22 protein-coding genes are annotated in these 24,276 nt (G+C 58.7%); 13 read left to right on the top strand and 9 right to left on the bottom strand.

What is annotated here, in order from left to right:
- The first annotated feature begins 307 nt into the window (after positions 1-307).
- On the top strand, positions 308-1,333 hold the full coding sequence (locus H281_RS0101810) for a GlxA family transcriptional regulator (RefSeq protein ID WP_020065382.1): 1,026 nt from the start codon (positions 308-310) through the stop codon (positions 1,331-1,333).
- The gene (gene mug, locus H281_RS0101805; protein WP_123282626.1) at positions 1,330-1,860 is read left to right on the top strand and encodes a G/U mismatch-specific DNA glycosylase; all 531 of its coding nucleotides are present in this window, start codon (positions 1,330-1,332) and stop codon (positions 1,858-1,860) included. The genes H281_RS0101810 and mug overlap by 4 nt, the downstream gene beginning before the upstream one ends.
- Here the strand turns inward: mug and H281_RS0101800 are convergent.
- The gene (locus H281_RS0101800; protein ID WP_020065380.1) at positions 1,833-2,753 is read right to left on the bottom strand and encodes a LysR family transcriptional regulator; all 921 of its coding nucleotides are present in this window, start codon (positions 2,751-2,753) and stop codon (positions 1,833-1,835) included. The two genes, mug and H281_RS0101800, sit on opposite strands and share 28 nt — an antisense overlap.
- A gap of 375 nt (positions 2,754-3,128) precedes the next feature.
- Here H281_RS0101800 and H281_RS0101795 point away from each other — a divergent pair, with 375 nt between their 5' ends.
- Entirely contained in the window at positions 3,129-3,803 is a 675-nt protein-coding gene (locus H281_RS0101795; protein ID WP_020065379.1) for an antibiotic biosynthesis monooxygenase family protein, read from the top strand.
- A 62-nt stretch (positions 3,804-3,865) separates the two neighbouring features.
- On the opposite strand, the gene H281_RS0101790 is transcribed toward H281_RS0101795, so the two are convergent.
- Complete coding sequence (locus H281_RS0101790) at positions 3,866-4,066, bottom strand: hypothetical protein (RefSeq protein WP_020065378.1); 201 nt, start codon at positions 4,064-4,066, stop codon at positions 3,866-3,868.
- A 595-nt stretch (positions 4,067-4,661) separates the two neighbouring features.
- On the opposite strand from H281_RS0101790, the gene H281_RS0101785 reads away from it, so the two are divergent.
- From H281_RS0101785 to H281_RS0101775, 3 genes are read left to right on the top strand one after another with little or no spacing between them, the layout of a single operon-like run.
- Positions 4,662-6,290 carry an MFS transporter gene (locus H281_RS0101785; protein WP_027804213.1) on the top strand — a complete coding sequence of 543 codons (1,629 nt, stop codon included), beginning with the start codon at positions 4,662-4,664 and terminating at the stop codon, positions 6,288-6,290.
- Positions 6,291-6,301: 11 nt separating this feature from the next.
- Positions 6,302-7,378, top strand: a complete 1,077-nt coding sequence (locus tag H281_RS0101780) for an HlyD family secretion protein (protein ID WP_027804212.1) — start codon at positions 6,302-6,304, stop codon at positions 7,376-7,378.
- The gene (locus H281_RS0101775) at positions 7,375-8,913 is read left to right on the top strand and encodes an efflux transporter outer membrane subunit (RefSeq protein ID WP_020065375.1); all 1,539 of its coding nucleotides are present in this window, start codon (positions 7,375-7,377) and stop codon (positions 8,911-8,913) included. Before H281_RS0101780 ends, H281_RS0101775 begins: the two co-directional genes overlap by 4 nt.
- A 512-nt stretch (positions 8,914-9,425) precedes the next feature.
- Here the strand turns inward: H281_RS0101775 and H281_RS0101770 are convergent.
- Positions 9,426-10,229 carry a transglutaminase-like domain-containing protein gene (locus H281_RS0101770; protein ID WP_020065374.1) on the bottom strand — a complete coding sequence of 268 codons (804 nt, stop codon included), beginning with the start codon at positions 10,227-10,229 and terminating at the stop codon, positions 9,426-9,428.
- Between the two features lie 759 nt (positions 10,230-10,988).
- Between H281_RS0101770 and H281_RS0101765 the strand changes: the two genes are divergently transcribed.
- Positions 10,989-12,725, top strand: coding sequence for a SulP family inorganic anion transporter (locus tag H281_RS0101765; RefSeq protein WP_020065373.1), 1,737 nt, complete (start codon positions 10,989-10,991; stop codon positions 12,723-12,725).
- A 36-nt stretch (positions 12,726-12,761) separates the two neighbouring features.
- Here the strand turns inward: H281_RS0101765 and H281_RS0101760 are convergent, their stop codons facing one another.
- Complete coding sequence (locus H281_RS0101760) at positions 12,762-13,802, bottom strand: hypothetical protein (RefSeq protein WP_020065372.1); 1,041 nt, start codon at positions 13,800-13,802, stop codon at positions 12,762-12,764.
- A gap of 526 nt (positions 13,803-14,328) precedes the next feature.
- Between H281_RS0101760 and H281_RS0101755 the strand changes: the two genes are divergently transcribed.
- Positions 14,329-15,054, top strand: a complete 726-nt coding sequence (locus H281_RS0101755) for a transporter (RefSeq protein ID WP_020065371.1) — start codon at positions 14,329-14,331, stop codon at positions 15,052-15,054.
- 197 nt (positions 15,055-15,251) lie between these two features.
- Positions 15,252-15,605 (top strand): BON domain-containing protein, encoded by a 354-nt coding sequence (locus H281_RS0101750; RefSeq protein ID WP_020065370.1) that lies wholly within the window; start codon positions 15,252-15,254, stop codon positions 15,603-15,605.
- 24 nt (positions 15,606-15,629) lie between these two features.
- Here the strand turns inward: H281_RS0101750 and H281_RS0101745 are convergent, their stop codons facing one another.
- From H281_RS0101745 to H281_RS34230, 3 genes are all read right to left on the bottom strand, one after another.
- Complete coding sequence (locus H281_RS0101745) at positions 15,630-16,469, bottom strand: class II glutamine amidotransferase (RefSeq protein WP_020065369.1); 840 nt, start codon at positions 16,467-16,469, stop codon at positions 15,630-15,632.
- Positions 16,470-16,629: 160 nt separating this feature from the next.
- Entirely contained in the window at positions 16,630-17,094 is a 465-nt protein-coding gene (locus H281_RS0101740) for a membrane protein (RefSeq protein ID WP_027804210.1), read from the bottom strand.
- 168 nt (positions 17,095-17,262) lie between these two features.
- A complete protein-coding gene (locus tag H281_RS34230; protein ID WP_020065367.1) occupies positions 17,263-17,481 on the bottom strand; it encodes a DUF2964 family protein in 219 nt (72 codons plus the stop codon).
- A gap of 347 nt (positions 17,482-17,828) precedes the next feature.
- Between H281_RS34230 and H281_RS0101730 the strand changes: the two genes are divergently transcribed.
- Positions 17,829-19,145 carry a DUF2254 domain-containing protein gene (locus tag H281_RS0101730; RefSeq protein ID WP_020065366.1) on the top strand — a complete coding sequence of 439 codons (1,317 nt, stop codon included), beginning with the start codon at positions 17,829-17,831 and terminating at the stop codon, positions 19,143-19,145.
- Positions 19,146-19,167: 22 nt separating this feature from the next.
- Positions 19,168-19,845 (top strand): carbonic anhydrase, encoded by a 678-nt coding sequence (locus H281_RS0101725; RefSeq protein WP_020065365.1) that lies wholly within the window; start codon positions 19,168-19,170, stop codon positions 19,843-19,845.
- Positions 19,846-19,894: 49 nt separating this feature from the next.
- Here the strand turns inward: H281_RS0101725 and H281_RS34225 are convergent, their stop codons facing one another.
- Positions 19,895-20,227 carry an SDR family NAD(P)-dependent oxidoreductase gene (locus tag H281_RS34225; protein ID WP_051120882.1) on the bottom strand — a complete coding sequence of 111 codons (333 nt, stop codon included), beginning with the start codon at positions 20,225-20,227 and terminating at the stop codon, positions 19,895-19,897.
- A 217-nt stretch (positions 20,228-20,444) separates the two neighbouring features.
- On the opposite strand from H281_RS34225, the gene H281_RS0101710 reads away from it, so the two are divergent.
- Together H281_RS0101710 and H281_RS0101705 are read left to right on the top strand one after the other, a co-directional pair.
- On the top strand, positions 20,445-21,329 hold the full coding sequence (locus H281_RS0101710) for a LysR family transcriptional regulator (RefSeq protein ID WP_020065362.1): 885 nt from the start codon (positions 20,445-20,447) through the stop codon (positions 21,327-21,329).
- A 172-nt stretch (positions 21,330-21,501) separates the two neighbouring features.
- The gene (locus tag H281_RS0101705) at positions 21,502-22,281 is read left to right on the top strand and encodes an MBL fold metallo-hydrolase (protein ID WP_020065361.1); all 780 of its coding nucleotides are present in this window, start codon (positions 21,502-21,504) and stop codon (positions 22,279-22,281) included.
- A gap of 138 nt (positions 22,282-22,419) precedes the next feature.
- On the opposite strand, the gene H281_RS0101700 is transcribed toward H281_RS0101705, so the two are convergent.
- A complete protein-coding gene (locus tag H281_RS0101700) occupies positions 22,420-24,117 on the bottom strand; it encodes a methyl-accepting chemotaxis protein (protein WP_020065360.1) in 1,698 nt (565 codons plus the stop codon).
- Between the last annotated feature and the right edge of the window lie 159 nt (positions 24,118-24,276).

Raw genomic sequence — 24,276 nt, 5'->3', positions numbered from 1 at the left:
AGATCGATCCTTCAAATCAACTTTAACCAATCGACGTCGCCCCGGAATGCATAGATCCCGCGATACCTGGCCAATCAGCGCGGAATTTGGGCCACTTCGTGCCGCCGGCATTGCCGTGAGTTTTTGACCGTTCTTTACACTGACGCAAAAGTCATTTAACGGTTACGGCGGGCGCCGCATGTGGCGGTTGCTGTAAGCTAGGCCATCGCTCGTTGCCGTCGCTTATCGCGTTGCATGGCGCCCCCATCAAGGAGCGTCGGCCCATGCTGGTAACGGAAGCGCGTTCCTATTTGATGAAGGTCACGGCATGAAAGTCGCCATTGTCGTATTCGATGGTGTGCAGGCACTGGACGTTGCAGGCCCACTCGATGTATTCGCGGAAGCGAATGCAAATCTCTCCGAGCATCAACGCTATGAGGTGTCGCTTGTCGGAAGCAAAGCCGGTACCGTGACATGCTCCAACGGGATGCAACTTTCCGTACCGTCGGCTTTTGCCGATTCTCTCGCCCAGTTCGATATGGTTCTCGTCGCCGGAGGACCGACCCTGCCCGATTACCGGCCAACCGACGACTTTTTGAAGTGGTTGCAAACGCAGGCATATGGCGCGGCACGGTTCGGTTCGGTGTGCAACGGCGCGTTTGTGCTGGGACACGCGGGACTGATCGACGGCAAGCAAGTAACGACCCATTGGGCAGAAGCCGCCCGCCTCGCGCGCGACTTCCCTTTGGCCTGCGTGCAGCCGGACCGGATTTTCATTCGTGACGGCCGGCTGTTTACATCTGCTGGCGTGACAGCGGGAATCGACCTTTGTCTTTCGCTCGTGGCCGAAGACTGGGGACACGAAATGGCGGTGCGTGTCGCAAAACGCCTCGTTGTATATATCCAGCGGGAAGGCGGTCAATCGCAGTACAGCCCTTACATCGGGGCCGGCAAGGATGACAATCCGATTATCGGCAAAGTGCATCAGTATGTGACCGAGCATATAACCGACACGCTATCGATCGAACAGCTCGCCACCGCTGTTTCGGTCAGCCGACGCACTTTCTCGCGCCTCTTCGCCAAGTATGCAAAGGTCACGCCTTCGGCGTTTGTCGAACAGGTTCGCGTAGATACGGCGAGAAAGCTACTCGAAGACTCGGACGCTCCGCTAAAAACCGTCGCATTCAAGTGCGGTTTTCACAGTGCCACGCAGATGCGTACCACCTTCGCCCGTCGGCTCAATGTCACGCCAAAACAATATCGCCAACGATTCCGCGGCACGGTCGAGTCGCGCCCGCGGACAGATACGGGCAGCGGCATGCTCGTGGCGGCACAAAGCGCGAGTTATTCGTGAGTTGCGCCATCGACGCTCAATCGCTTCCGGATGTTCTAGAGCCAGGTCTATCGCTGATATTTTGTGGAATAAATCCTGGCATGCGTGCTGCAGCGACAGGTCACCACTTCGAGGGTAGAAACAACCGCTTCTGGCAGACGGTGCACCTCGCAGGCTTTACTCCGCAACAGATTCGTCCTGAAGACGACTGTACTTTGCTCCGCTATGGTTGTGGACTCACCACCGCGGTCTCGCGTCCAACTGCGCGGGCAGGCGAGCTTTCGCGACTGGAGATAGAAGCGGCCGCATCTGATTTCCAGCGCAAAATCGCACACTATGCGCCGCGGTATATCGCCTTTCTCGGGAAGATGGCGATCTCGGCAATGTCCGGCACGCGCGATATCCAATGGGGACTGCAGGCCGACAGATTCGGCGGTGCGCGCGCATGGGTGCTGCCCAACCCGAGTGGTCTCAATCGTGCATATAGCCTCGATTCGCTGGTGAGTGCCTATCGCGAACTTTACGTGGCCGTTGCGTCTTCGTCCTGAAGGTGCGGATTGCTGCGCAGGCTATCGGTGACGAAATCCACAAACGCGCGCACCTTGCCGCTCGCGCCCCGTCGCTCGATGTGCAGCAGATTCACTGGCACAGCCTCGGGCTCGAACGCCGTCAGGAGAGCCCGCAGCTTGCCATCGAGCACCTCTGGCGCCGCTTGATACGAGAGCAGTTGAGTGATGCCTACGCCATCGAGTGCCGCCAGCACCGCGGCGGGAGACAGGTCGACAATCATCCGTGGCTGAAGCCGCACCGGCAGTCTCGATCCATTCTCGTTGAACACCCATTCGAACGGACTGGACACGCCGGTAAACGACACACAGTGGTGGTTCATCAGGTCTTTGGGATGGCGGGGCTCACCATGCGCCGCAAGGTACGCAGGCGCCGCGTAGGTCCGGCGTCGCACCGCGCCTAGAGGAACGGCAAATATCGTCGAGTCTCCAAGATGGCCGATACGAATTGCAATATCCACGCCTTCTTCCAGTAGCCGAGTCGTGCGATCGGCATACACGGCATTGACGTTGACCTCGGGGTAGCGCAGCGCGAACGCGTTGATCAAGGGCGCGACGAACCGCTGCCCGAATAGAACAGGCGCCGATACCGTCAGCGTGCCGACAGGATTCAGGTGGTCTGCAGCGACATTCGCGTCGGCCTCGGTAATAGCGTCCAGCACCTTACGGCAGGCATCGAGGTAGCCGACGCCTGCGTCAGTTGGCCGAACCGTGCGAGTGGTCCGTGCGAGCAGTTGCGTGCCAAGCCGCGCTTCAAGCGAATTCAGTGCCCGTGAGACCGCCGGTGTCGACATTCCGAGCTTCTCCGATGCACCCGTAAAGCTGCCACGATCGACGATGGCTACAAAGACCTCCATCTCGCGCAATTTGTCCATTTCAACTCCCCATCGGTCATCTGCTGCGCCCCTCGCGATTGTAGGCACCGGAATGCTTCGTTTCTTCACCTTGGCCCAAAGAAGACCGGGATTGGCCGAGCGCAGGCTATTTAAGGAAGACGCAGATGCAATGCACAAAGTGTTCGCTGTGCTAGCTATGCCCGCATCCGCACTATTGGTCTGACGGAAGAAGACGCTCGTCTCCGCGCGGCGACTGTGGTGACACGCGCCAGCGGAATGGCAAATTTGCCGAACTTATTGGCCCAATATGGGGCGCGCTTGCGCTTCAGTAAATTCGATGCGTCACGGACAATCAATGCGGCCAATCGCCCGACTGCGGGTCAATCGTATCGCTAAGCAAAGGAAGAGTCCGGAATGTTTTCTGCAATGCTCGAAGTACATCCTCTACGTGAACAGTTCGATCTGTATCTCGGCATGGCAAAGATGCTACGCCCAGAACTCGAAAAGATCGTGGGCTTTATCGACAACAACCGCTATGCAAGTTTGACGCGCGACGGGTGGCTACTTTCGCTGTCAACCTGGCGCGATGAAAAGTCCCTCGTGCGCTGGCGCACCACGACGAAGCATCATCAAGTACAACAGGCAGCGGGCGACCGTGTGTTTTCCGACTATCGCCTGCGAATTGGACAAGTCGTCGAGGACACTTGCCTGCCTGAGGGAGAAGTGCTGCTTGAACAACGTCTTGATGTAACCGAGACAGGAGCGGGCACTGCTGTGACGCTACTCGCTGCGACGTACGCTCCGGAGTGGCTCAGACAGGCAGGAGCAGAGGCCGTTGTGAAGTCAATGGGACTCGACCTTGCGGCTTCCGGTCTGGTTGCGTGGGATGTATTCGATGCGCTAATGACGCCAGGCGACGTCATTGCGGTGCTGACGTGGCGCGATCTAGATGCCGCACAGGCATTCCAGCGAGAAGCCGCGCTGCCGGCCAACGTGCACTTGCGACATATTCGTGTGGTGCGCGAGTATGGAATGTTCGATCGCCGTGAAGCACCTCAATACTTCAGCGACGCGCAGCCTGCTGCCTAGCGCGCGGGGCGAATCGGGAGGCGGCTCTACATTGCCTCTCGATACGCCCGAGTACCGTCAGCCTATGCCTCGACAATGCGCACGTCATAGTCTTCGTCGACGAAAGCGACGAGGAACTCCTCCGGCATTAACCACGAATCGACGCTCACGGTTTTTGCATCGACGTTCACGCTAACTTTGGCGTCTGCGTCGACCATCTTCATTGCATGTTCAATGGTCGGGACGTCGTCTGTGTGAATGTCTTTCTTCACCGAAAATTTCATGTCTCACCTCTCCAGTCAATAGCATTACGGCTGCACACGTTCTCCGCACCAGACATCAGACTGCATGCAAGCCAGCACGCAGTTCATGGCGATGCACCTTTCAGAAGAAGCATGGCGCGACGGCACATCGCCGGCTTGTCCTAACTATGGGTGTCGTATTTGCCATTGAAAAGCCTGCACTCTTGCGTTGGCCCAAAAACGATCAGAAATGGCCACCGTACGCTTCGTGGCGAGTTACACGTCTTCGTACTGTCTCCAGCACAACCCATGTCGATTGGCTCGTCCAATCGAAAGAGACTATTCCAGAACATGCGCATGCATGAGGGCGCTCGGACTCATTGGCCCGATTCGCAAACGGAATGGCCAAATGCACAAGCTCCATTGTCTTTCATGAAGATCAGTTGGTCTCCTAGAATTAATCAACCTCGATGCGGTAGTCCAGCGGCGCTGAAATACGTTGAACGGACGCGCCGGAACTACGAGGGGAAAGAAGCGACCTGTACGCCGGTTCCGCTCGATATTTAACACTACCGAGCGTCGGCAATCCCGGTGCCCGGCGCAAAAGCCCAACCATTCTGGTAGATCTGCAGACCTCATGAACATCGCAACGCCACGGACAACTGGAACGGCAGAACCGGAGGAAGTCGGCTCGCCGACGCCGGTCGCCTTACGGGAAGCAGACAGTCCAGCTCCAAAGAACGCTGCGACACCTGGGTTATCGCCTCGCCTCGCGATCGGGTTGGTTGGGATGCTTCTCTCCTCATTGCTGGCGATAGTTAATGAGCAGGTGACGGCGGTCGCGCTGACGGACATCCGCGGCGCACTGTCGATCGGACACGACGACGGAACGTGGCTGACAGCTCTCTTCGAGGCTGCAAACGTGACCACGATGGTATTTGCGCCGTGGTTCGCGATGACGCTCACGCTCAAGCGGTTCACGATCGGCGCGGTAGTGGCCACCATGGTGTTCGGATTTCTTTGCCCGCTGGCACCGAATCTGCCGACGCTGTATGTGCTTCGAGTACTCCAGGGAATAGCCGGCGGATGTCTTCCTCCGATGCTGATCATCGCAGCACTGCGCTATCTTCCGCCGAAGATCAAGCTCTATGGACTTGCTGGCTATGCATTGACTGCAACCTTCGGGCCGGCACTCGGAATTCCTCTCGCCGCGCTGTGGACTGAATATGTGAACTGGCGGATGACTTTCTGGCAGATCGTGCCGCTAGGCCTGCTGAGTTGTATCGCGATCCAGCAAGGGCTTCCTGTGGAGCCGCTCAAACTCGAACGCTTCAAATCGTTCAACTGGAGCGGATTCGTGACAGGCTGTCCTGCAGTTGCGATGCTGGTCATTGGCTTATTACAGGGCGACCGGCTGGACTGGCTCAATTCCGGCTTTATCCGCGTGATGCTCGGCGGTGGTGCATTGCTGCTGGTCGCATTCATCGTGAACGAGTGGTTTCATCCACTGCCGTTTTTCGGCCTGCGTCTGCTTGGCCGGAGAAACTTCACGCACGGCCTTCTTACGCTCGCGGGGGCCGTGATCCTGCTGACCGGCATCGCCGTCATCCCGTCCCAATACCTTGCGAAAGTACACGGCTACCGGCCGCTTCAAACGACGCCGTTGGCGCTGCTCGTCGCACTGCCTCTATTAATTGCGCTGCCTCTGACTGCGGCCGTTCTGAACATCCAGCGGATCGACCGCCGGTGGATTCTCGCCGTAGGAATTTCGCTGATGGGCGTCACCTGCTTCATGGGAAGCTTCATGACGTCAGAGTGGGTGCGCGATAACTTCTACTGGCTGCAATCGCTGCAAATTGCAGCACAACCCATGGTGATCCTCTCGATCCTGATGGGCGTAACCGGTGGTCTCGCTCCAACAGATGGCCCGTTTGCATCCGCCATGTTCAACACGGTGAAGGTTTTCGCAGGAGTGGTAGCGACCAGTCTTATCGAGGGGCTAGGTACTGCTCGCCTGCACTTTCATTCGAGCATGCTCGTTGACCGGCTCGGCAATAGCGCACTGATTACAGCGCAAAGCGTCGGTGAAGATCACGGCCTCCTCGCCGCACTTGCGCATCGTATTCACGAGCAGTCCGTCGTGCTGACATCCGCGGACCTTTATCGCGTGATGGGCTGCATCGCGATAGCCCTGCTTCTTCTCGTGCCCGTGTTACCGACGCGTATCTATCCGCCCTGGTGCACCACGCCTCCCTCTTCCCGCTGATCGATGAATATATGTCAACTGTCTTCCGACTCCCTTTGAAAACGCTTCGGCTCGCCGCGTATGTGGTGGTTCCCTGCGTCGTTGTACTTGTTTGTATATGGCTGTGGGCCGAGCCCGGCAGCGAGTCGACCAACGACGCGTATGTCACCGCCGATTTCACTCTGGTGGCGTCACGCATCGCAGGCCAGTTGTCTGACGTGCCGGTCACAGATAACCAGCAGGTGAAGGCCGGCCAACTGCTCGCGCGTATCGATGACCGTGACTTCCGGGCAGCGCTCATGAGCGCCGAGGCTGACGTGGCCGCCGCGAAAGCCTCCGTTGCGAACTACGACGCAGAGATTGCGCGGCATCCGTCGCTCGTCGATCAGGGCCGCGCGACGCTTCGCTCGGACGAAGCAGCCATCGAGTTTGCGCAAGCAAATGCATCGCGCTATCGCAATCTGTCCGAAACCGGCGCGGGCACGACGCAGGAACAACAGCGTGCATCGAGCGCACTGGCCGAGCAACTCGCACAACAGTCGCGCGATCGCGCGGTACTCGTCGCCACCCAGCAAAACCTCGACGTGCTGCGTACGCAGCGCGATAAAGCAGCCGGCGCCCTCGCGCATGCGCAGGCCACTCTGGAGCAGGCAAAGCTGAACCTTTCCTATACGGAGATTCGTGCACCCATAGACGGGAAGGTCGGACGACGTTCGGCACGCGTTGGCGCATTCATTACGCCGGGTGCCCCGCTTCTTGCCATCGTGCCGCTTACGGATGCATATGTCGTCGCGAACTTTCAGGAAAACCAGCTTGCAAGAATGCGCCCGGGAGCTACAGTGCGCATTAAGGTCGACAGTTTTCCGGGTGTCGTTATTCGAGGCCATATCGACAGTCTTGCGCCCGCTACCGGCGTCAGCTTTGCGCCTATCGCGCCCGACAACGCGACCGGTAATTTCACGAAAGTGGTGCAGCGCGTGCCGGTCAAGATCAGCATCGACCCGGGTCAGCAAGCGGCATCTGCATTGAGCGTGGGGCTTTCTGTCGAGACTGAAGTCGCTGTCGGCAAACCCGCCGATGTGTCGATGAAGGAGGCGGACCTCAAATGAACGCGCGCGAGTTTTCCGTCCGTACACCGGCATTGGCTGTGTTGGTGTGCTTTGCGCTAAGCGGGTGTCTGGTCGGGCCCAACTTCGAGCGCCCAGAGGCCGCTGCACCTGATGTGTTCAATCGAACACAGTCCGCGCAAGCAGCGAGCCGCCCGGTCGAGTCGGAATTCAACTCCGACTGGTGGAAGCTGCTTAACGATCCCACGCTGAATGCGCTGGAAGAACGTCTGGGTGATGCGAACCTTGATGTAGCGGCGGCGTCCGCTCGCCTGCTGCAAAGCCGGGCGGAGCGGCGCATCGTCGGCGCTGAGGAATATCCCAGCCTCAATGGAGCCGCCTCATATAACCGCGAGCGCGGCAGCATGAACGGCATCCTCTCGTTGCTCGGCGTTACACCCACGGGAACACAAACCCAGTCCGCTTCCGGTGCCTCGCCGACCGGCGTGGCGGCATTGCCTGGCGACAAAGGCTCGCCGGCGTACGACCTTTATCAGTTCGGCTTCGACGCGTCGTGGGAACTCGATTTCTGGGGACGAGTAAGGCGTGGCGTGGAGGCCGCCACCGCGATGAGCGAGGCGTCTTATCAGGACCGGAATGCTGTGCTGCTGTCTGCGCGCGCAGAACTTGCGCGAGACTACGTTCAGCTGCGCGACACTCAGGCTCTGCTGGAAATAGCAAAGCAGAACCTTGCAATCGCTCGCGATGCCACGAAGCTCACAGAGACGCGAGTACGTGAAGGCGTCACTACGAATCTGGACGTGGCCAACGCTTCCGCGCAGGCAGAGTCGATCGAGAGCCTCATTCCGACTCTCGAGGCCAGCCGCGAAACAACGATCAATGCAATTGGCGTGTTACTGGGAATGCAGCCGGGTGGACTACAGCAGATGCTCAGCGAGGCCGGTGATGTTCCAGCGTTGCCTCGTCAAGTACCTATCGGATTTCCGTCGGAAGTGGTGCAACGCAGGCCGGACATCAGGAGAGCCGAGGCGCAATTGCACGCAGCGACCGCGACGATCGGTATGGCGAAGGCAGACTTTTATCCGCGCATATCGCTCAATGGTAGCGCGGGATTTCAGAGCCTTCAGCTTTCTACTCTCGCAGACTGGGCGTCGGGTCAATTCGTGATTGGGCCGTCAATAACGCTTCCAATCTTCGAGGGCGGCCGCCTGAAGGGAACACTGCACTTGCGCGAGGCGCAACAGCAGGAAGCCGCTATCGTCTACAAGCGCACGGTGCTGCAGGCCTGGCGCGAGGTGGACGATGCGCTTGTCGTGTACGACGCCGAACAGCGCCGCAACGATCGGCTCAAACAGGTGGTCAGCCTGAATCAGAGTGCGCTTTCGATCGCACGGCAACGGTACAAAGCAGGGGCCGTCGATTTTCTCGACGTGCTCAACGTGCAGAAGCAGTTGCTCGACGCACAGAGTAATCTTGAACACAGCAAAGCGAACGCCGCCACTAATCTCATCACGCTCTGCAAGGTACTCGGCGGTGGTTGGGAGTCGACTTATGGCCAGCAGCAAGCGGAGCATTAGAAGTTGAGCCGCGACGCTGCCCGTTCTTACAATCGACACGCAATTAGGCAATTGCGGCACAAAGGGGTCAAAAGAAGGTATGTAATTCAACCTACACGGTTCGATTCGTGATCCTATCGATCTATACCGGATCGTGCTTCAAACTGAGGTTAAAAATGAAAGTTTCCTTATCTTCAATGCTGGTTGCCACGGTAATGTCCGCTGCATCGGGTCTCGCGTATTCGCAAACTGGCCAGCCTGTCCAGAATAGCGACGGATCAGGTACGACCATGTCGCAACCTGCAATGTCGCAACCTACGGCAGCGACACCCGGGTACGACTCTCTCGGACCGCAACCCGGCGGCTCCGCCGCAAGCGGCAGAGGGCGAGACGGGGGTCCTTGTATCGTTGGCTTGTCTTGTGACATTTATCGGGGCAGCTAACTCGGCCGGCGACACATGTCACCGCGAGGCGTCGAGCATGTGTCGAACGTGTGTCGACCGCCTCGCTCCAGGCTGCGCCGGAACCGCCCGTCATTCCGCCGCGCAGTGAACGTCGAATTTGATGAGCTTCGTCGGGCCGAACGTGTTGCTGATTGCCACGTCGGCGGCATCGCGGCCACGCGCCATCAGTACCCGACCGATACGCGGCACGTTATTGCGCGGATCGAAGGTTTGCCATGAGCCGCCGACATACGCTTCAAACCATGCCGCAAAATCCATTGCGCTCCAGGGCGGCGGCACGCCGACATCGCTGATATAGCCGGTGCAGTAGCGTGCCGGAATATTCATTGCACGGCACAGCGCCACAGCCAGATGCGCGAAATCGCGACAGACGCCTTTGCGTTCCTGCCATGCATCGAATGCGGTTTTGGTCGGGCGCGCGAATTCGTAGCCGAATTCGACATGGCGGTGCACGTAGTCGCAAATCGCCTGAACCCGTGCACCGCCGGGTGGCGTGCCCGAGAACAGTTTCCACGCAATGTCGGAGAGCAGATCCGTTTCGCAGTAACGGCTGCCGAGCAAGAACGCGAGGCACTCGTCCGGGAGCGCTTCGACGGCGTGCTGATAGTCAAAGGGACCGCGCGTCTCCGGCTGATCGGAGACGTTGAGCAGCGCGCTTGTCGAAAGCGAGATCGCCCCTTGAGGTGCAACAAGGCGGCTGCACAGATTGCCGAAACTATCGCGATACTGCGTAATGGCTACTGGCGGATCCACAACCAGAAGATCGGCGGACAACACGTCCTGAGCGTGCGAAAAGTGTGTGTTCAGCATCAACATCATCGGTGTCGGCTGTGCGCACTCATAGACCAGCTCATAGCCCACGCGAAGTTTCATCGGACCATCCTTTCATTGATAAAACACGTGACGCGCTGCGCGCTGGAGATGCCGGGTGCCGGCGGTGACGTGGGTCGGGTGGATCGAGCGACGGATCCAGCGATAACAATTCTGCCGATGGTGACTCGCCAAAAACAGGAAAAAGGTGCACGCGAAATTCGCAGCGACGCTGCTTCTAACTGGCTCTCGTACACCTTGTTGAAATGCGCACACACATGGGGCAAAGCGGCTGCCCGCCACGTGCGCGTGTCGTTACTTTTTCTTCGCTACCGCACTCGGTACGGCAGACTTGGAGGCAGGCGTCCTGAACAGATCCGTTCCCGGTGATGGTGACTTCTTCGGCTGTTTTGGCTTTTTCGCCTCGCGGTTACTACGCAGTTGACCTTTTGCCATTTTGTTCCCCCGTTTCGGCGGCCACGAAGAGGCCGCTCTCCTCCTCATTCTGGGCGCATTTCTGCTTAATGTCGCGATCTATTTAAAAGCGGTGCTCGGAGCCTGGGCTTGTGGCCGTCAACGGCTGCCGATACCGTGCTGCGTCGCGAGACTGCATGCGCTGGCAAACCGGGTCCGCCGGTCACGGGCGTCAATACTCGTAACCGGTAAATATGCATGTCAACGCCTGTCTACGCATCGCCTGCTGCGGGAGGTATTGGACTATGGTCCCATTCACCGTGCCCGACTGACTCGCCTATCCTTGATGCGGAAATGGCAGTGCGGAACACTCAAGATCGCGTCTCTTTTTGCTCAACCATCCGACAAATGCAAGCCGACCATCCTGTTCCGGAAGGTGGACAGACTGCGGCGCCCGCGCGGCGATGGCTGCGTTGGCTGCCCGGTCTGACGATGCTTCGGACATATCGGCTCAACTGGCTACCTAACGATCTCGCAGCGGGACTGGTGCTCACCACGATGCTCGTACCCGTGGGTATTGCGTATGCCGAGGCGTCTGGCGTGCCTGGCGTTTACGGTCTCTATGCGACGATCGTTCCGTTGCTGGCTTATGCCGTCTTCGGCCCCAGCCGGATTCTGGTTCTCGGTCCCGACTCGGCGCTGGCCGCGCCGATCCTTGCCGTCGTTATCGCTACCGCCGGCAGCGATCCGTCTCGCGCCATCGCGATAGCCAGCATGATGGCGATCGTCTCGGGTCTCTTCTGTATCGTGATGGGGCTCCTCCGCCTCGGCTTCATTACGGAACTGCTCTCCAAGCCGATTCGATACGGCTACATGAACGGCATTGCGCTGACTGTCCTGATCAGCCAGCTACCCAAACTCTTTGCCATTTCCTTTGACGACCGCGGGCCCCTGCGTGATCTGCTGTCGCTTGGCGCCGCAATCGTCGACGGCAAAACCAGCTGGTACAGCTTCGCGGTCGGTGCGGGAAGCCTCGCGCTGATACTGTTGCTAAAACGCTTCGATAAAGTGCCGGGCATTCTTATCGCCGTCGTCGTCGCGACGCTAAGCGTTATCGTTTTCGATCTGGACAGCCGAGGCGTCAAAGTACTCGGCAAGATCCCACAAGGTCTCCCGTCATTTGCGTTGCCATCGATCGGCGATGCCGATCCCATCAAGATTCTGTTGGGCGGCTGTGCGGTCGCACTGATTTCATTTGCGGATACCAGCGTGCTGTCACGGACCTTCGCTGCGCGATTTCATACACGTGTGGATCCAAACCAGGAGATGGTCGGCTTGGGAGCGGCCAATTTAGCGGCTGGCTTTTTTCAGGGCTTTCCGATCAGCAGCAGTTCTTCGCGAACACCCGTGGCCGAAGCAGCGGGCGCGAGAACGCAGGTGACAGGTGTTGTCGGCGCGGTGGCGGTAGCAATTCTTCTGATCGCCGCGCCCAATCTGATGCGCTACCTGCCTAATAGCGCGCTCGCCGCTGTCGTCATTGCCGCAGCCCTCGGCCTGTTCGAATTTGCGGACCTCGGCCGCATCTTTCGAATCCAGCAATGGGAGTTCTGGCTTTCCATTGTCTGCTTCGTGGGCGTCGCCGTCTTCGGTGCGATTCCCGGTATCTGCATCGCAATCGTGATCGCGGTCATCGAGTTCCTGTGGGACGGTTGGCGCCCCCACTACGCCATTCTCGGACGCGTGGAACACCTTCGCGGCTACCATGACATCGAGCGCTATCCGCATGCCATGCGGATTCCGGGACTGCTTCTATTCCGCTGGGACGCGCCATTGTTTTTCGCCAATGCCGAGCTCTTTCAGGAAAGCCTGCTGGAAGCCGTCGATACATCTCCAACGCCCGTGCGCACAATCGTAGTGGCTGCCGAGCCTGTCACCAGCATCGACGTGACTTCGGCAGATATGCTCAGAGAACTGACGCGAACACTAGGCAAGCGCGCCATTGAGTTGCACTTTGCGGAGATGAAGGATCCTGTGCGAGACAAGCTCAGACGTTTCGAAATGTCCGATGTGCTCGGCGATGCGCAATTTCATCCGACCGTGGGAAGTGCCGTCGATGATTACCTCGAGCGGCACTCAGCGCAATAACTCATCCGCTATGAATGGGTTACGCGCTTCCCAGCCTCAGATCAGCAGCCGCCTCGCCTCTCCAAACATATCCCGTTCAGGGAGAAGATCACTGCGTTTGAAGCGCAGCAATGCAAACGCACGAGTCAGGTTGGCGGACTCAGGCAGTTGCACGACCGTGAACTCGACCTCGTTCGCCTCCCGACCACCCGTTCCATTCGTACCATCCGTACCATCGGCCACGATATTCATCGGGTCTAGCCGCAGCTTCTTCTGTTGAATGCATAGGTATGGCCCCGGCGAAGACAGTACTTCGCATATCACACCCAGTCCACGCTCGATGGTCTCCGTCTTGAGACCGAGCTTCGCCAGTTCCTGTTCGTTCCGGTTGAGTTGCGCCTGGGCACTCGCCATCTCGCCGACGCTCGGCGGCGCTTTGCTTCCCAGCATGGACTGCACGCCAGCGGCTTGCCGCTCCAATAGCACGAGGCGTGCTCTCAACAGTGCGCGCTCTTCCTGAAGGGCATTGCGCCGCGATTCGTCGGTTTCGATTTTTTGCAGGCCTTGCAACATCAACTGGTCGAGCAGCCGCAGCACGATCTGTTGACGAAGTTCTGCATCGGTTGCGCCGCATACGCGCACCTGATGATCGCTGAAACTGACGGTAGTTTGAGCAACATCCGATCGGGTGGCTACGCCGTGCTGTGCAACGCCGAACACCTGTCTCTGATGCAAGGCCATGCCCAACACCGCGAATACCTCAAGCAATTCCGCATGCTCCTCGAAGTAACTCCGCAAGTGTTCTGATTGACTCAATGCGGCACATACGTCCTGCGGCGTCGTAAAGAAGGCGTGAATGCAGGGATCGCTGGACCATGCGGCAGCAGTCGCCTCGTGCGCAGCGGGAACTTCCGCAGTGAGCCGCTCGATGTAACGCACGGCTTCAGTCAACGCGGGCAACAGACGCGCCTCATAATTCCGGGCGAAACGTAATGGAGGGCTCATTCCGACGACGCGATCCAACATTTGCTTCATCTGCTGGTGATCGGCTCGATCGTCGTGACGGTGGCGGTTCAGCAACCATGACAGCATGCTCATCGCCGGCTCCTGGCGTGCTTTTATCTCTCGCGTCCCCGAAGAATCTGCGCGTTGATCAAGGGTACTGGCAGTACTTGTAATGGATGCGCGACGGCAATGTTCTCGAGGCGTGCATGAGCAAGCGGCACCGCGTTAACGGCCAATGCAAAGCGTAGTCCACGCTGGTCTTGATCGGCGTCTGTTCATGGTCGCACCGCTGTACGACTCCTGTAATCAGACCAAAGTCGTATTACCGGTGGATCAGCCAGCGGTTACGCTGGATTCGCCAACTCCGGTTCATTTTCGGGCGCGGTCGCGCGCTGCGCTCGACCGTCCATTCAGGCCGACGATGACGCGTATCTGGTGCCGTTGGGCGCTTGCGTGTGCAAGTGCATTCGGCACTCTACTGGCCAACGCCCCAGCGTGTTCACAGGAACTGGAACCTCGCTCGTATTCTCCTTCGCCTGTAGGCACCAATTTTCTGGTCGCAACATACTCGCATCTTTCTGGCGATGTACTGACGGACTCGTCTTTACCGATTACCGGTGTGCAGGCCCAATTCAACCTGCTGACGCTCGGCTACGTCAGGACCTTCGATCTGCTCGGTCACACAGCCTCGCTCGGAGTCGGAGTGCCGTTCGCGCGCGGCAACGTCAGCGGCAATGTGATCGACGCGCCCACCGAAGTACATCGAAGCGGCATTGGAGACACGCGACTTCGCTTCGCTTACAACGTCTTCGGTAATCCACCGTTGCCGCCCGAGGCCTTCACGAAGCCGGAATCGACTACGTCGCTTGGAACCAGCCTGACGGTCATTGCGCCGTCCGGGCAATATGTGGATTCGAGGCTCGTCAACATTGGCGCAAACCGATGGGCATTCAAGCCCGAAGTGGGCATCTCGCAGCCATTCGGAAACTGGTTCATGGACGGGTCCGCCGGTGCGTGGTTCTTCACGGCTAACAATGACTTCTTTCGCGGCAAGAAGCGCAGCCAGGCGCCTTTAATGATCTTTCAGTTGCACGTGGGCTACGGTTTTCGCCCCGGCCTCTGGGTCGCGGGCGATATCGGCTACGCAGCAGGCGGCCGAACCACGACGAACGGTGTCGACGCCGCCGATCGATCGGCCAATATGCGATACGGCATGACGTTCTCCGTGCCCATTGCACGAGGCTGGTCGACCAAGTTGGCCTTCTCGCACGGACTCGTCACACGCGCCGGCGGAGACTTCACGTCCATTTCGTTGACGCTGCAGTATCGCTGGTTCAGTCGATGATCATGGCCACGCGCCAAGGAGCGTTATGCCCGAGTGTGTTGTACCCGCTTAGCTAAGCGCTGCCGCATTCGCTCACTCGTCAATGGCGCGAGACCTTCAAGTCAGGTTTGGCCGCGACCGTACAGACGGCTTTATTCGGAACGAAACGTTGGCTATCTTTGATTCAGAGTTAATTAAAACCACATGGAGACGCAATCATGAAAACACTTCAAGTCGTGAGCCGGCTTGTCTTCGCCGGATGTCTGACGCTGGCCTCGAACGTCTACGCGCAAACCAGCAACGCCATGCCGACGACGTCAGCTTCAGGTGCAAGCTCAGGCAGTACGGCACAGTCCGACAAGAAGCTGGCCCGCGATGTTCGCAAAGCGTTGTCTAAAGCGCCCCACTTCAACGTATCGAACGTATTCGTCAAGGCGCGCGGCGGCGTCGTGACCTTATCGGGCAGCGTACCCGACGGTGCCCAGATCGAGCAGGCCGCGACGGTGGCGATGAACGTGCCGGGCGTAACCTCGGTGAGTAACCATCTATCGCTGTACACCAAGGGGTATTAACGCCCGACCATGCAAATCGCGGGCTTAACCGGCGGCGCCGCGAGGCTCGAATGCGAACCGCTCGATCTCGCCGCCGCGCGCCACCACCGCGGTGCTCTCCGGAATCTCTTGCCACCATCCGGGCAAATCGGCGAGCGGTTCTGAAAGAACCAGAAACGCATCCTGCCCGGCCATCGCGATGCGCGTGTCGTCGGGATACAACTGGTGCAGGTGGCGGAACGACGTGTTGTGAAACAACGAGCGCGACTGCCTTTCGCTCGAGTAGCGCACGGCGACGATCTGCTCGCCATCGGTTGCGCAGACGGTCATGTTCAACGGTTCGGCGACGCCGTGGCGGCGCCCCGTTTCTTCGACGAACCCCACCATCCTCTCGATAGCCGTAACGGGTTCAAGTTCGAGACCGAACGTGAGCGCGAGGAAGAACATCACTTCGGAGTCGGTCGAGCCTTCGATCGAAGGGAACAGTTCGGGCGAAATCGCGATCATCAGGTCGCGACGCACCGCAGGATAATTACGCACGAGCCCGTTGTGCGCGAACAGCCAGCGGCCATGACGGAACGGATGACAGTTGGTTTCCTGCGACGGCGTATCGGTCGCCGCCCGGATGTGGGCGACGAATAGCGGCGCGCGGACCGCTCGCGCTGCTTCGCGCAGATTGCGGTCGCTCCATGCGGGCTGAATGCAGCGGTAGCGAAAAGGTATGTCGGTCGGATGTCCGTACCAGCCGATCCCGAAGCCGTCACCATTGGTGGTCGTGTGGCCGAGCCGCGAATTCAGGCTCTGATCGATCAAGGAATGCTTGGCGTTGAACATCACCGTTTCAAGCTGAATCGGGTTGCCGGAATAAGCGAGCCAGCGGCACATGAGAGGTCTCCTGTCAGATACGCCGGGGTAAGTGGCGAAAAGTTCGCGAGGCAAAGGAGCGCCGCACCGGCTCTGTGAAATTGCGGGCCGCAAGCGCGGTGCTAATAGACAAACTTGACGATATCGTTCGAGCAAGGCAACTACGTCGCTCCCGATCCGATCACTGCACGGCCATTACGATCAACGCGGCGGCGACCACCGCCACTGCGTCTTCGACGAGCGCCGCCGGCCGGTCGCGACCAAACGCGCGCGACATGGCTCCGCGGGCTCTCGCGCCGCCCAATGTACCGATGACTGCTCCGACCAGTCCGGCAATCACGCCGCCGACCCAACCGCCGTGCGCCGCGCCGATTGCCGCGCCGCTCAGTCCGCCCGACACGAGACGCGCGCCGAACTGTATCGGCACGGTGCGGCTGGCGGTATTGGGCAACTGATCGACGATGAACTCCGCAATGGCCAGCACCATGAAAATGTAGGGTGTGGCAGCGAAGCCGAAAAATGCGAGCGGTGTCTCCCGCAACGGCAACCAGCCGAGGTACGCCGCCCAACTGACGGCGGTGGGTGCAGTCATCGTGCGAAGCCCTGCCACAACGCCAATCAGCAATGCGAGAACATACATAGACATGCGGACTCCAGGTCGGAACCAATAACGCGTATTAAACACGCTCATTGACTTCCGTGTCATCGGGGTACCGCATCGATTTGCGGTCGGGAGTTGCGATGCGCAGCTACAGGGACCGCCGGCGTTGGGTGTTCCTCAGAACAACAAAGAGGGATCTTCCGGGCGCACTCGCTATCGCGAGATCGGCTTCTTTTTGCTCGACAGGCCTGGAATGGATATCAGGTTAAGCGCAATCACCGCGATTGCGACACCGAAAAAAATCGCGAGTACGCCGTAGCGAAACTCCGCCGGGCGATCGTAAAGCAAGCCGACGATAGTCGTATAAAGACCGCTCAGCCATAAAGCGACGCCGACCAATGCGATCGCAACCCGCCTTTCCGATTTTTTCATCAGGACCTCTGCAGTCTGCGACTGGTTCCTCAAACCATATTAGTGCGCCGTTGCGGCGTTTTCCAGAAGAGGCGCGTTTGCGCCGACAAATATTCGGGCGGACGAGCCCATCGAGGCGCCATTCCGGAATCTCGACGTCCAGGACCAAGGTCTCATTGACCACCCTGAAGTTCGAGTGTTTTATTGCATCGGGAAGGTTTGCGTGTCCGTGACCTGCTTCGCGCCGGTTTTGGACTGATCTGAGCCCGGTGCGCGCTCGCCCGTGAAGCCTCCACGAAATACTGGCTGACGCACCACGGATGCCTCAGGCCACACCGCGATATGAACCGTGTAGAGAGAGAGCAGACATGGACTGGAATCGCTGGTACAGCTTGAAGAGCTACCTGAGGTCTTCGCTGTGGACTGTGCCGCTCATTGCGATCGCGATCTATGCCGTGGTAAAGCCCGTGGCTGAAATGATCGGAAGATGGATGACGAGGCAAGGGACCCTTGACGCAAAAACCAGCCTTCTTGGACTGTCCATGACGGGTGCGCGGTCGCTGCTCGGCGACATCGTTTCCGCAGACCTGGCGTTCCTGGTATTCACGTTTGGTTCATTGCTCGTCGCAATCCAGGTAGCCGGGGGACAGTACACCCCGCGAATCATCGCGACGACATTGCTGCGCGATAACGTCATCCGTAGCATTTCCGGGTTATTCGTTTTTACACTGCTGTTCGCCAATAGAACCGCCGGCTGGATGGGCGAGAATCAGGTACTCCAGCTGCAAGTGTTCATTGCAGCGCTATTCGGATTTACTTCCGTCGTCGCTTTTCTGTTTTTGATCGACTACGCGGCAAAATTTCTGCGCCCTGTCAGCCTCGTGGCTCGCGTGGGAGAGCAAGGAATCGCGGTTATTGAGAGCGTTTACCCCTCCCCGTCTACGGGCGTGGTCGTCGCGCCGGAACTTCACAAAGAGCGAGGCGTACCCGATCGCATCGTTTGTCAGCGCGGAAAGCCTGGCATCGTTCTGGCCGTGAATCTGGAAAGGCTGGTGGCCAAGGCACGGCGCGCTGACGTAGTGATCGAATTCGTGCCGCAAGTCGGTGATTTCGTCGCGGTGGACGAACCCCTCTTTCATTTGTACGGAAACTTCGGCGCAATCGACGAAAACAAGCTGCGCACGCTCGTCGCTTTCGGGACGGAGCGCACGATGGAGCAGGACCCTATGTTCGCGTTTCGCATCCTGGTCGATATTGCGCTCAAAGCGCTGTCGGCGGCGATAAACGATCCGACCACGGCGGTGCTTGCGATCGATCAGTTGCACCGGCTACTACGCATGGTGGGCAAACGTTCTTTGCGCGTTGAAGAGATCGAGGATCGCTCGGGGCGGGTTCGGGTGATCTTGCGGACGCCCAATTGGGAAGATTTCGTGCATATCAGTTTCCGCGAGATACGTCAGTATGGCGCGAGCAGCATTCAAATCGCACGGCGTCTGCGCGCGGCGATAGAAAATCTCATTCAGTGTCTGCCGGAGCATCGTCATGAGGCATTGCGCGTCGAGCTAACGCTGATCGACCGTGCGATCACCAGGCATCATCCATTCCCGGAGGACCTGGCGTTGGCCCGCATCCCTGACTCGCAAGGGCTTGGAGGTTCGGCGGTCTCGACGACAAATAACTATTAAGTAGCCCTTCCGGAGACAAGCCATGCGCAAACTGATAATGGGCATCGTCGAATTTCGCGAGAAAATGCTGCCGCAATACGCGAAGCAGTTCAGCAAACTGGCGCTTGCGCAGACGCCCGATGCGCTCTTCATTACGTGCTCGGACAGCCGGGTTGTGCCGGACCTGCTCGTCTCGACGCATCCGGGCGATCTGTTCACGATGCGCAATGTCGGCAATCTGATACCACCAGCAACTTCGGAAGGAACCTCTACCGGCGACCTCTCCGAGGCAAGCGCAATCGAGTACGCAGTGCTGGTGCTGAAAGTCGCGAATATCGTTGTATGCGGGCATTCCGAGTGCGGTGCGATGAAAGCCGTATATGCACACAACGCCAAGCTGAAAGCGCCGAATCTCGATAGATGGCTGTTCCACGCCAATAACGCAGCGTTTCGCCTCGAAAACGAAGGTCCGCTCAATGGGACGTTGAAAACGCACGATCAATTGTCGCAACTCAACGTGCTTGTGCAACTCGAGCACCTGATGACATACCCGATAGTTCATCAGCAGGTCACGTCCGGGGCACTGGTATTGAGCGGCTGGTGGTTCGACATCGCGACGGGCGACATGTACGCCTATGAGCGCACGAGCCGCTCATTCGAAGTCATCGACCGCGCGATGGCTGACCGGATGATTGCGCGCCTGGCCGCACGTGCACGGTGAAGGCGCGGGCCGATGTTCGCTCGTGGCGACGTCAATCGATGAAACGAAATCAGATGAGTTGCGCAGTGGGACGTACGACGATTTCGTTGACATCGACGTCAGCCGGCTGCTCGATGGCGAACACAATGGCACGCGCAACGGCTGTGGGAGAAATCGCTTTTTTGTAGATCTCCAGAATGCGGGCGCTGTCGGTGCCGGTAGTTTTGTTCTGAATACCACTGTCTACTGCACCGGGCGTGATCGAGGTCACCCGGATTGAATGTTGGGCCATCTCGGCTCGCAATCCTTCCGAGAGCGCTCGAACGGCAAACTTGGAAGCAGAGTGCACGGCGCCACCCGGTGAAAACACCTTCAAGCCATGCACCGAGCCCAGGTTGATCACGTGGCCAAAGCCTTGTCGCAGAAATACCTACGATCAAAACCACCTTACCCTTGATTCCTTCACGCATCACGTATCCTTTTGCCTTTGAAGAGCTTCGGCGCATTTTGCGTTGAGCAAACGCCCGAGCCGCCGTTCATGCATCGACAGATGCTGTTGCTCATCGAAGGACTCATGCTAATCGGCATGTTTTCGTTGAACCATTCGCTAATTTCTGACAATGGCTGATCAAATCCGCACACCGTTCGATTGGGAAGACATCCGTATCTTCGTGTCTCTTGCACGTTATGGGAGCCTGTCAGCCGCAGCGCGTGCGTTGTCGCTTTCCCACGCGACGATATCCCGCCGCATTCGGACGCTCGAGAAAGCGATGGGGGAGAAATTGGTGGAACGTCGTCCCGATGGTTATGCGTTGACCGCGGCTGGCGTGCGCGCTCTGTCTCCTGCGAGCGAGATGGAAGCGGCAGCTGCAAGATTCGGACGCCGAGGCGAAACCCAGGTGCCGAGTGGACTGGTGCGCGTCAATGCCCCTCCCAGTTTGGCCCAAAGCTTTCTCGTCGAAAGACTAGCCCGTTTGAGCACGACCTATCCAACGTTGGATATCGATCTCGCCACCGACTTTCGAGCGGTCAGCCTCGAGCGACGTGAAGCCGACGTTGCGCTGCGGTTCGGTCGGCCAACTGACGGCGATCTCATTGCAAAGCGGGCGGCGACGGTCGGTTTCGGTTTTTATGCTCTGGACGAATGGCGGCGACGTCTGGATGCCGGCGAGAGCCCAACCTTTGTTGGCTTCGACGAGGCCAACGCGCACTTGCCGGAAGCCACCTGGCTCAGTGAAACCTACGCGCGCGCCCGCATGGCATTCAGAAGCAATAGTCAGGTGATGCAGGCTGCAGCGGCGCGCGCCGGCGCAGGAATCGCCCTATTACCGCACTTTGTCGGGCGCAACCAGGATGCATTGGTGCGCTGCCTGATGTTGGAGGCGCCGCCATCACGAGAACTTTGGCTATTGATCCGACGCGATGGCGTCACCGACCTCGCAACCAAAACGGTCGCCGACTTTCTGATCAACCTCTTCTCCAGCGAGCGTGAATCGATCGAATAGGTTGCGCTCGGACATCGCTTAGCTTTTGCCAAGGGTTGTATCGCACGCACGTCGGTTCCGCCTTGAGTGCATCTGTACAAAATTGATCATCCGCTGAACAAATACGAGGAATGCCGCCCGGAGAGCGATGTCGCCATAATCGCCGCATTCTCATTCGACATTAGGCGCTGCGATGACTGGTGCAACGATTACCCTGATTGGCGGACCCACCACTTTGATCGAGATCAACGGCTGCCGGTTTTTAACGGACCCGACGTTCGACCCGCCTGGTACTTACCAGCCATACCCTGGCAAGTCAGTGACGTTTGATAAGACCACCGGTCCCGCGATGACGATCGAGCAGATCGGCTCATTAGATGCCGTATTGCTAAGCCACGACCATCACTTCGATAATCTCGACTCAGCGGGGCGCACAATCTTGCCGGTCGTGAAAACGACCTTCACCACGATGTCCGGGCAGGAGCGTTTGGGCGGCAATGCGTTGGCTCTCGCCCCCTTCGAAACAAAAACGTTCGAAGGCCCGGGCGGCAGGCGTTTGCTGATTACCGGGACGCCGGCACGACATGGCCCGGTGGGAATCGAGCCGTATTCGGGTGACGTCATCGGTTTTCTGCTGGGAGAAGAGGAAGAAGGCGATGCGATCTACGTGACCGGCGATACGGTCTGGTACGAGGGCACGGCTGAGGTCGCCTGCCGGTATTCTCCAAAGGTGGTGATAGTCTTCGCCGGCGCGGCCGAACCGCGGGGACGCTTCCAGATGACGATGGACAGCAACGATGCTCTCGCTGCCGCCCACGCCTTCCCCAATGCGAAGATCCTGGCAGTGCACAACGAAGGCTGGAAGCACAACACGGAAAGCGCCGACGACCTCGCGTCGGTATTCAACTCGCTCGGCGTCGGCGATCGCTTGTTGCCCTTGCTGCGCGGCGAGCCTTTGAGAATCGAGTGGTGAATGACAAACCCGGCGAACGCAGCCGGTCCTACGCTCGGTGTCGAGAAAGCGCAGCGCACACGCTATGCCTCATCCAGAAAAGTGTGCCGGGCCGCATGCAAGGCGCGACCCGGCTTCGCCCCGAGCATCAAGGCACGGCTAGAAGGACTGCCAGGCCGGATTGCTATCGCCGGACATAACGGGTGCGTCGGTCCTGCGCTGGACACTCTTCCTGGTCTTCAGCATAGGGCGGCTTGCTGCGACCGTCGTGTGCTCCGGCAGGCTTGCGAGACCGACGACGTGCGCGGGCAAACGAAACGTCGAAACAAGTTCGCGCAGCGTGCCTGACTGTGCCGCCATCGACTGCGCAGCTGCAGAGGCTTCCTCAACAAGCGCCGCGTTCTGCTGCGTCACCTCGTCCATCTGCATGACGGCCTGGTTCACCTGCTCGATACCGGTATGCTGTTCGACCGACGCGGAAGCGATCTCCCCCATCAGATCAGTAACACGCTTTACCGAGTCGACCACCTCTTTCATGGTAGTCCCCGCGTTATCGACCAGCGATGTTCCGGCCTCCACTTTCGCCACGGACTGGCTGATGAGTTCCTTGATCTCTTTTGCCGCCGAAGCACTGCGCTGCGCGAGTCCGCGGACTTCGCTGGCGACAACGGCAAATCCCCTGCCTTCCTCACCGGCCCGTGCAGCCTCGACTGCCGCGTTCAGCGCGAGGATGTTGGTCTGAAATGCAATGCCCTCGATCACGGAAATGATCTCGGCCACTTTTGCCGAACTCGCGGAAATGTCGTGCATGGTGTGAACCACTTGCGCTACGACTTCGCCACCTCTTGCTGCCACCTCGGATGCGTTGCTGGCCAGCGTATTGCCTTGCTTCGCGTTATCCGTGTTCTGTTTGACCGTCGCCGTCAGCTGCTCCATGCTCGCTGCGGTTTCTTCGAGCGATGCAGCCTGCTCTTCCGTTCGCTGGCTAAGGTCAGTGTTGCCGGCGGCAATCTGCGAGGAGCCGGTAGCAATGCTTTCGCTGCTGGATCGAACGCGGCTGACAACGTCAACGAGTCGTTCGTTCATGTTTCGCAGCGCCAGTAACAGTTGGCTGGTTTCATCGGAACCGGACACCGCAATGTCAGATGTGAGATCACCGCGGGCCACCGTCTCGGCAATACCAACCGCGCGGCCGAGCGGAGTGACAATTGAACGTGTGATCAGCCACGCCACGAAGATAGAAAGAAGGATCGCCGCACAGGCAAGCGTTGCAGTGAGCACAACCGTACTACGGTAGTTCGACGCAGCTTCAGTACTCGCTGCAGCTGCTCCGGCGCGATTCAGCTTCACACCTTGCTCGATCCATTGAAGCGCATCTGTGAATTGCCGTGCGGACTCGCCTGTTGCCAGTGTTTTAGCGGCGGCAAAACCAGCGTCTCCCGACTCGGACAGTTCAAGCAGGCTCTTGTCGGAACCGAGGTATGTCGTCCACGCCTTCTTCATGTTGTCGACGATCTGCTGTTCCTCGTGCGAGGAAACAAGCTTCTCATAATCGGCCATCGCAGTACTTAGCGATGACAGTGCCGCGTCGTGCTGCGTGCGTTGGTCCTGTTTCTGGCGCGCATCGCTTTCCAGTATGGAACGCAGACTTGCCCTGCGCACGCCGTTGGCCAAAGCCCTGATCTCCCCAAGACTCTGCACGCTCGGCAGCCAGTTCTCGGCGATGTCCTGAGTGCCTCCATAGATTCTGGAGACCTGCAAAACCGCCAGCCCCCCGGTCAGCAGCAGCAACAGCAGCGCAACGCCAAATCCGACTCTAAGTCGCGCCCCAATTCGTAGATTGCCCAGATACTTCATTGCTCAACTCCCACTTGATGTGTCTCAGATATATCGGATCGGTCAATGGCACACTGAACGGTGCCAGGTGTAAACACTTCTAACAAATAATGTTCGGTATGCTTAATTATTCTTGCAGTCCATTTAACGCGTAATTCAGGACCTCCAGTCTCCGCAGAC

Source organism: Paraburkholderia caledonica (genome assembly GCF_000383275.1).
Taxonomy (GTDB): domain Bacteria; phylum Pseudomonadota; class Gammaproteobacteria; order Burkholderiales; family Burkholderiaceae; genus Paraburkholderia; species Paraburkholderia caledonica.
The sequence above is the reverse complement of the archived record's forward strand: the minus strand, read 5'-3'. Positions and strand labels throughout refer to the sequence as shown.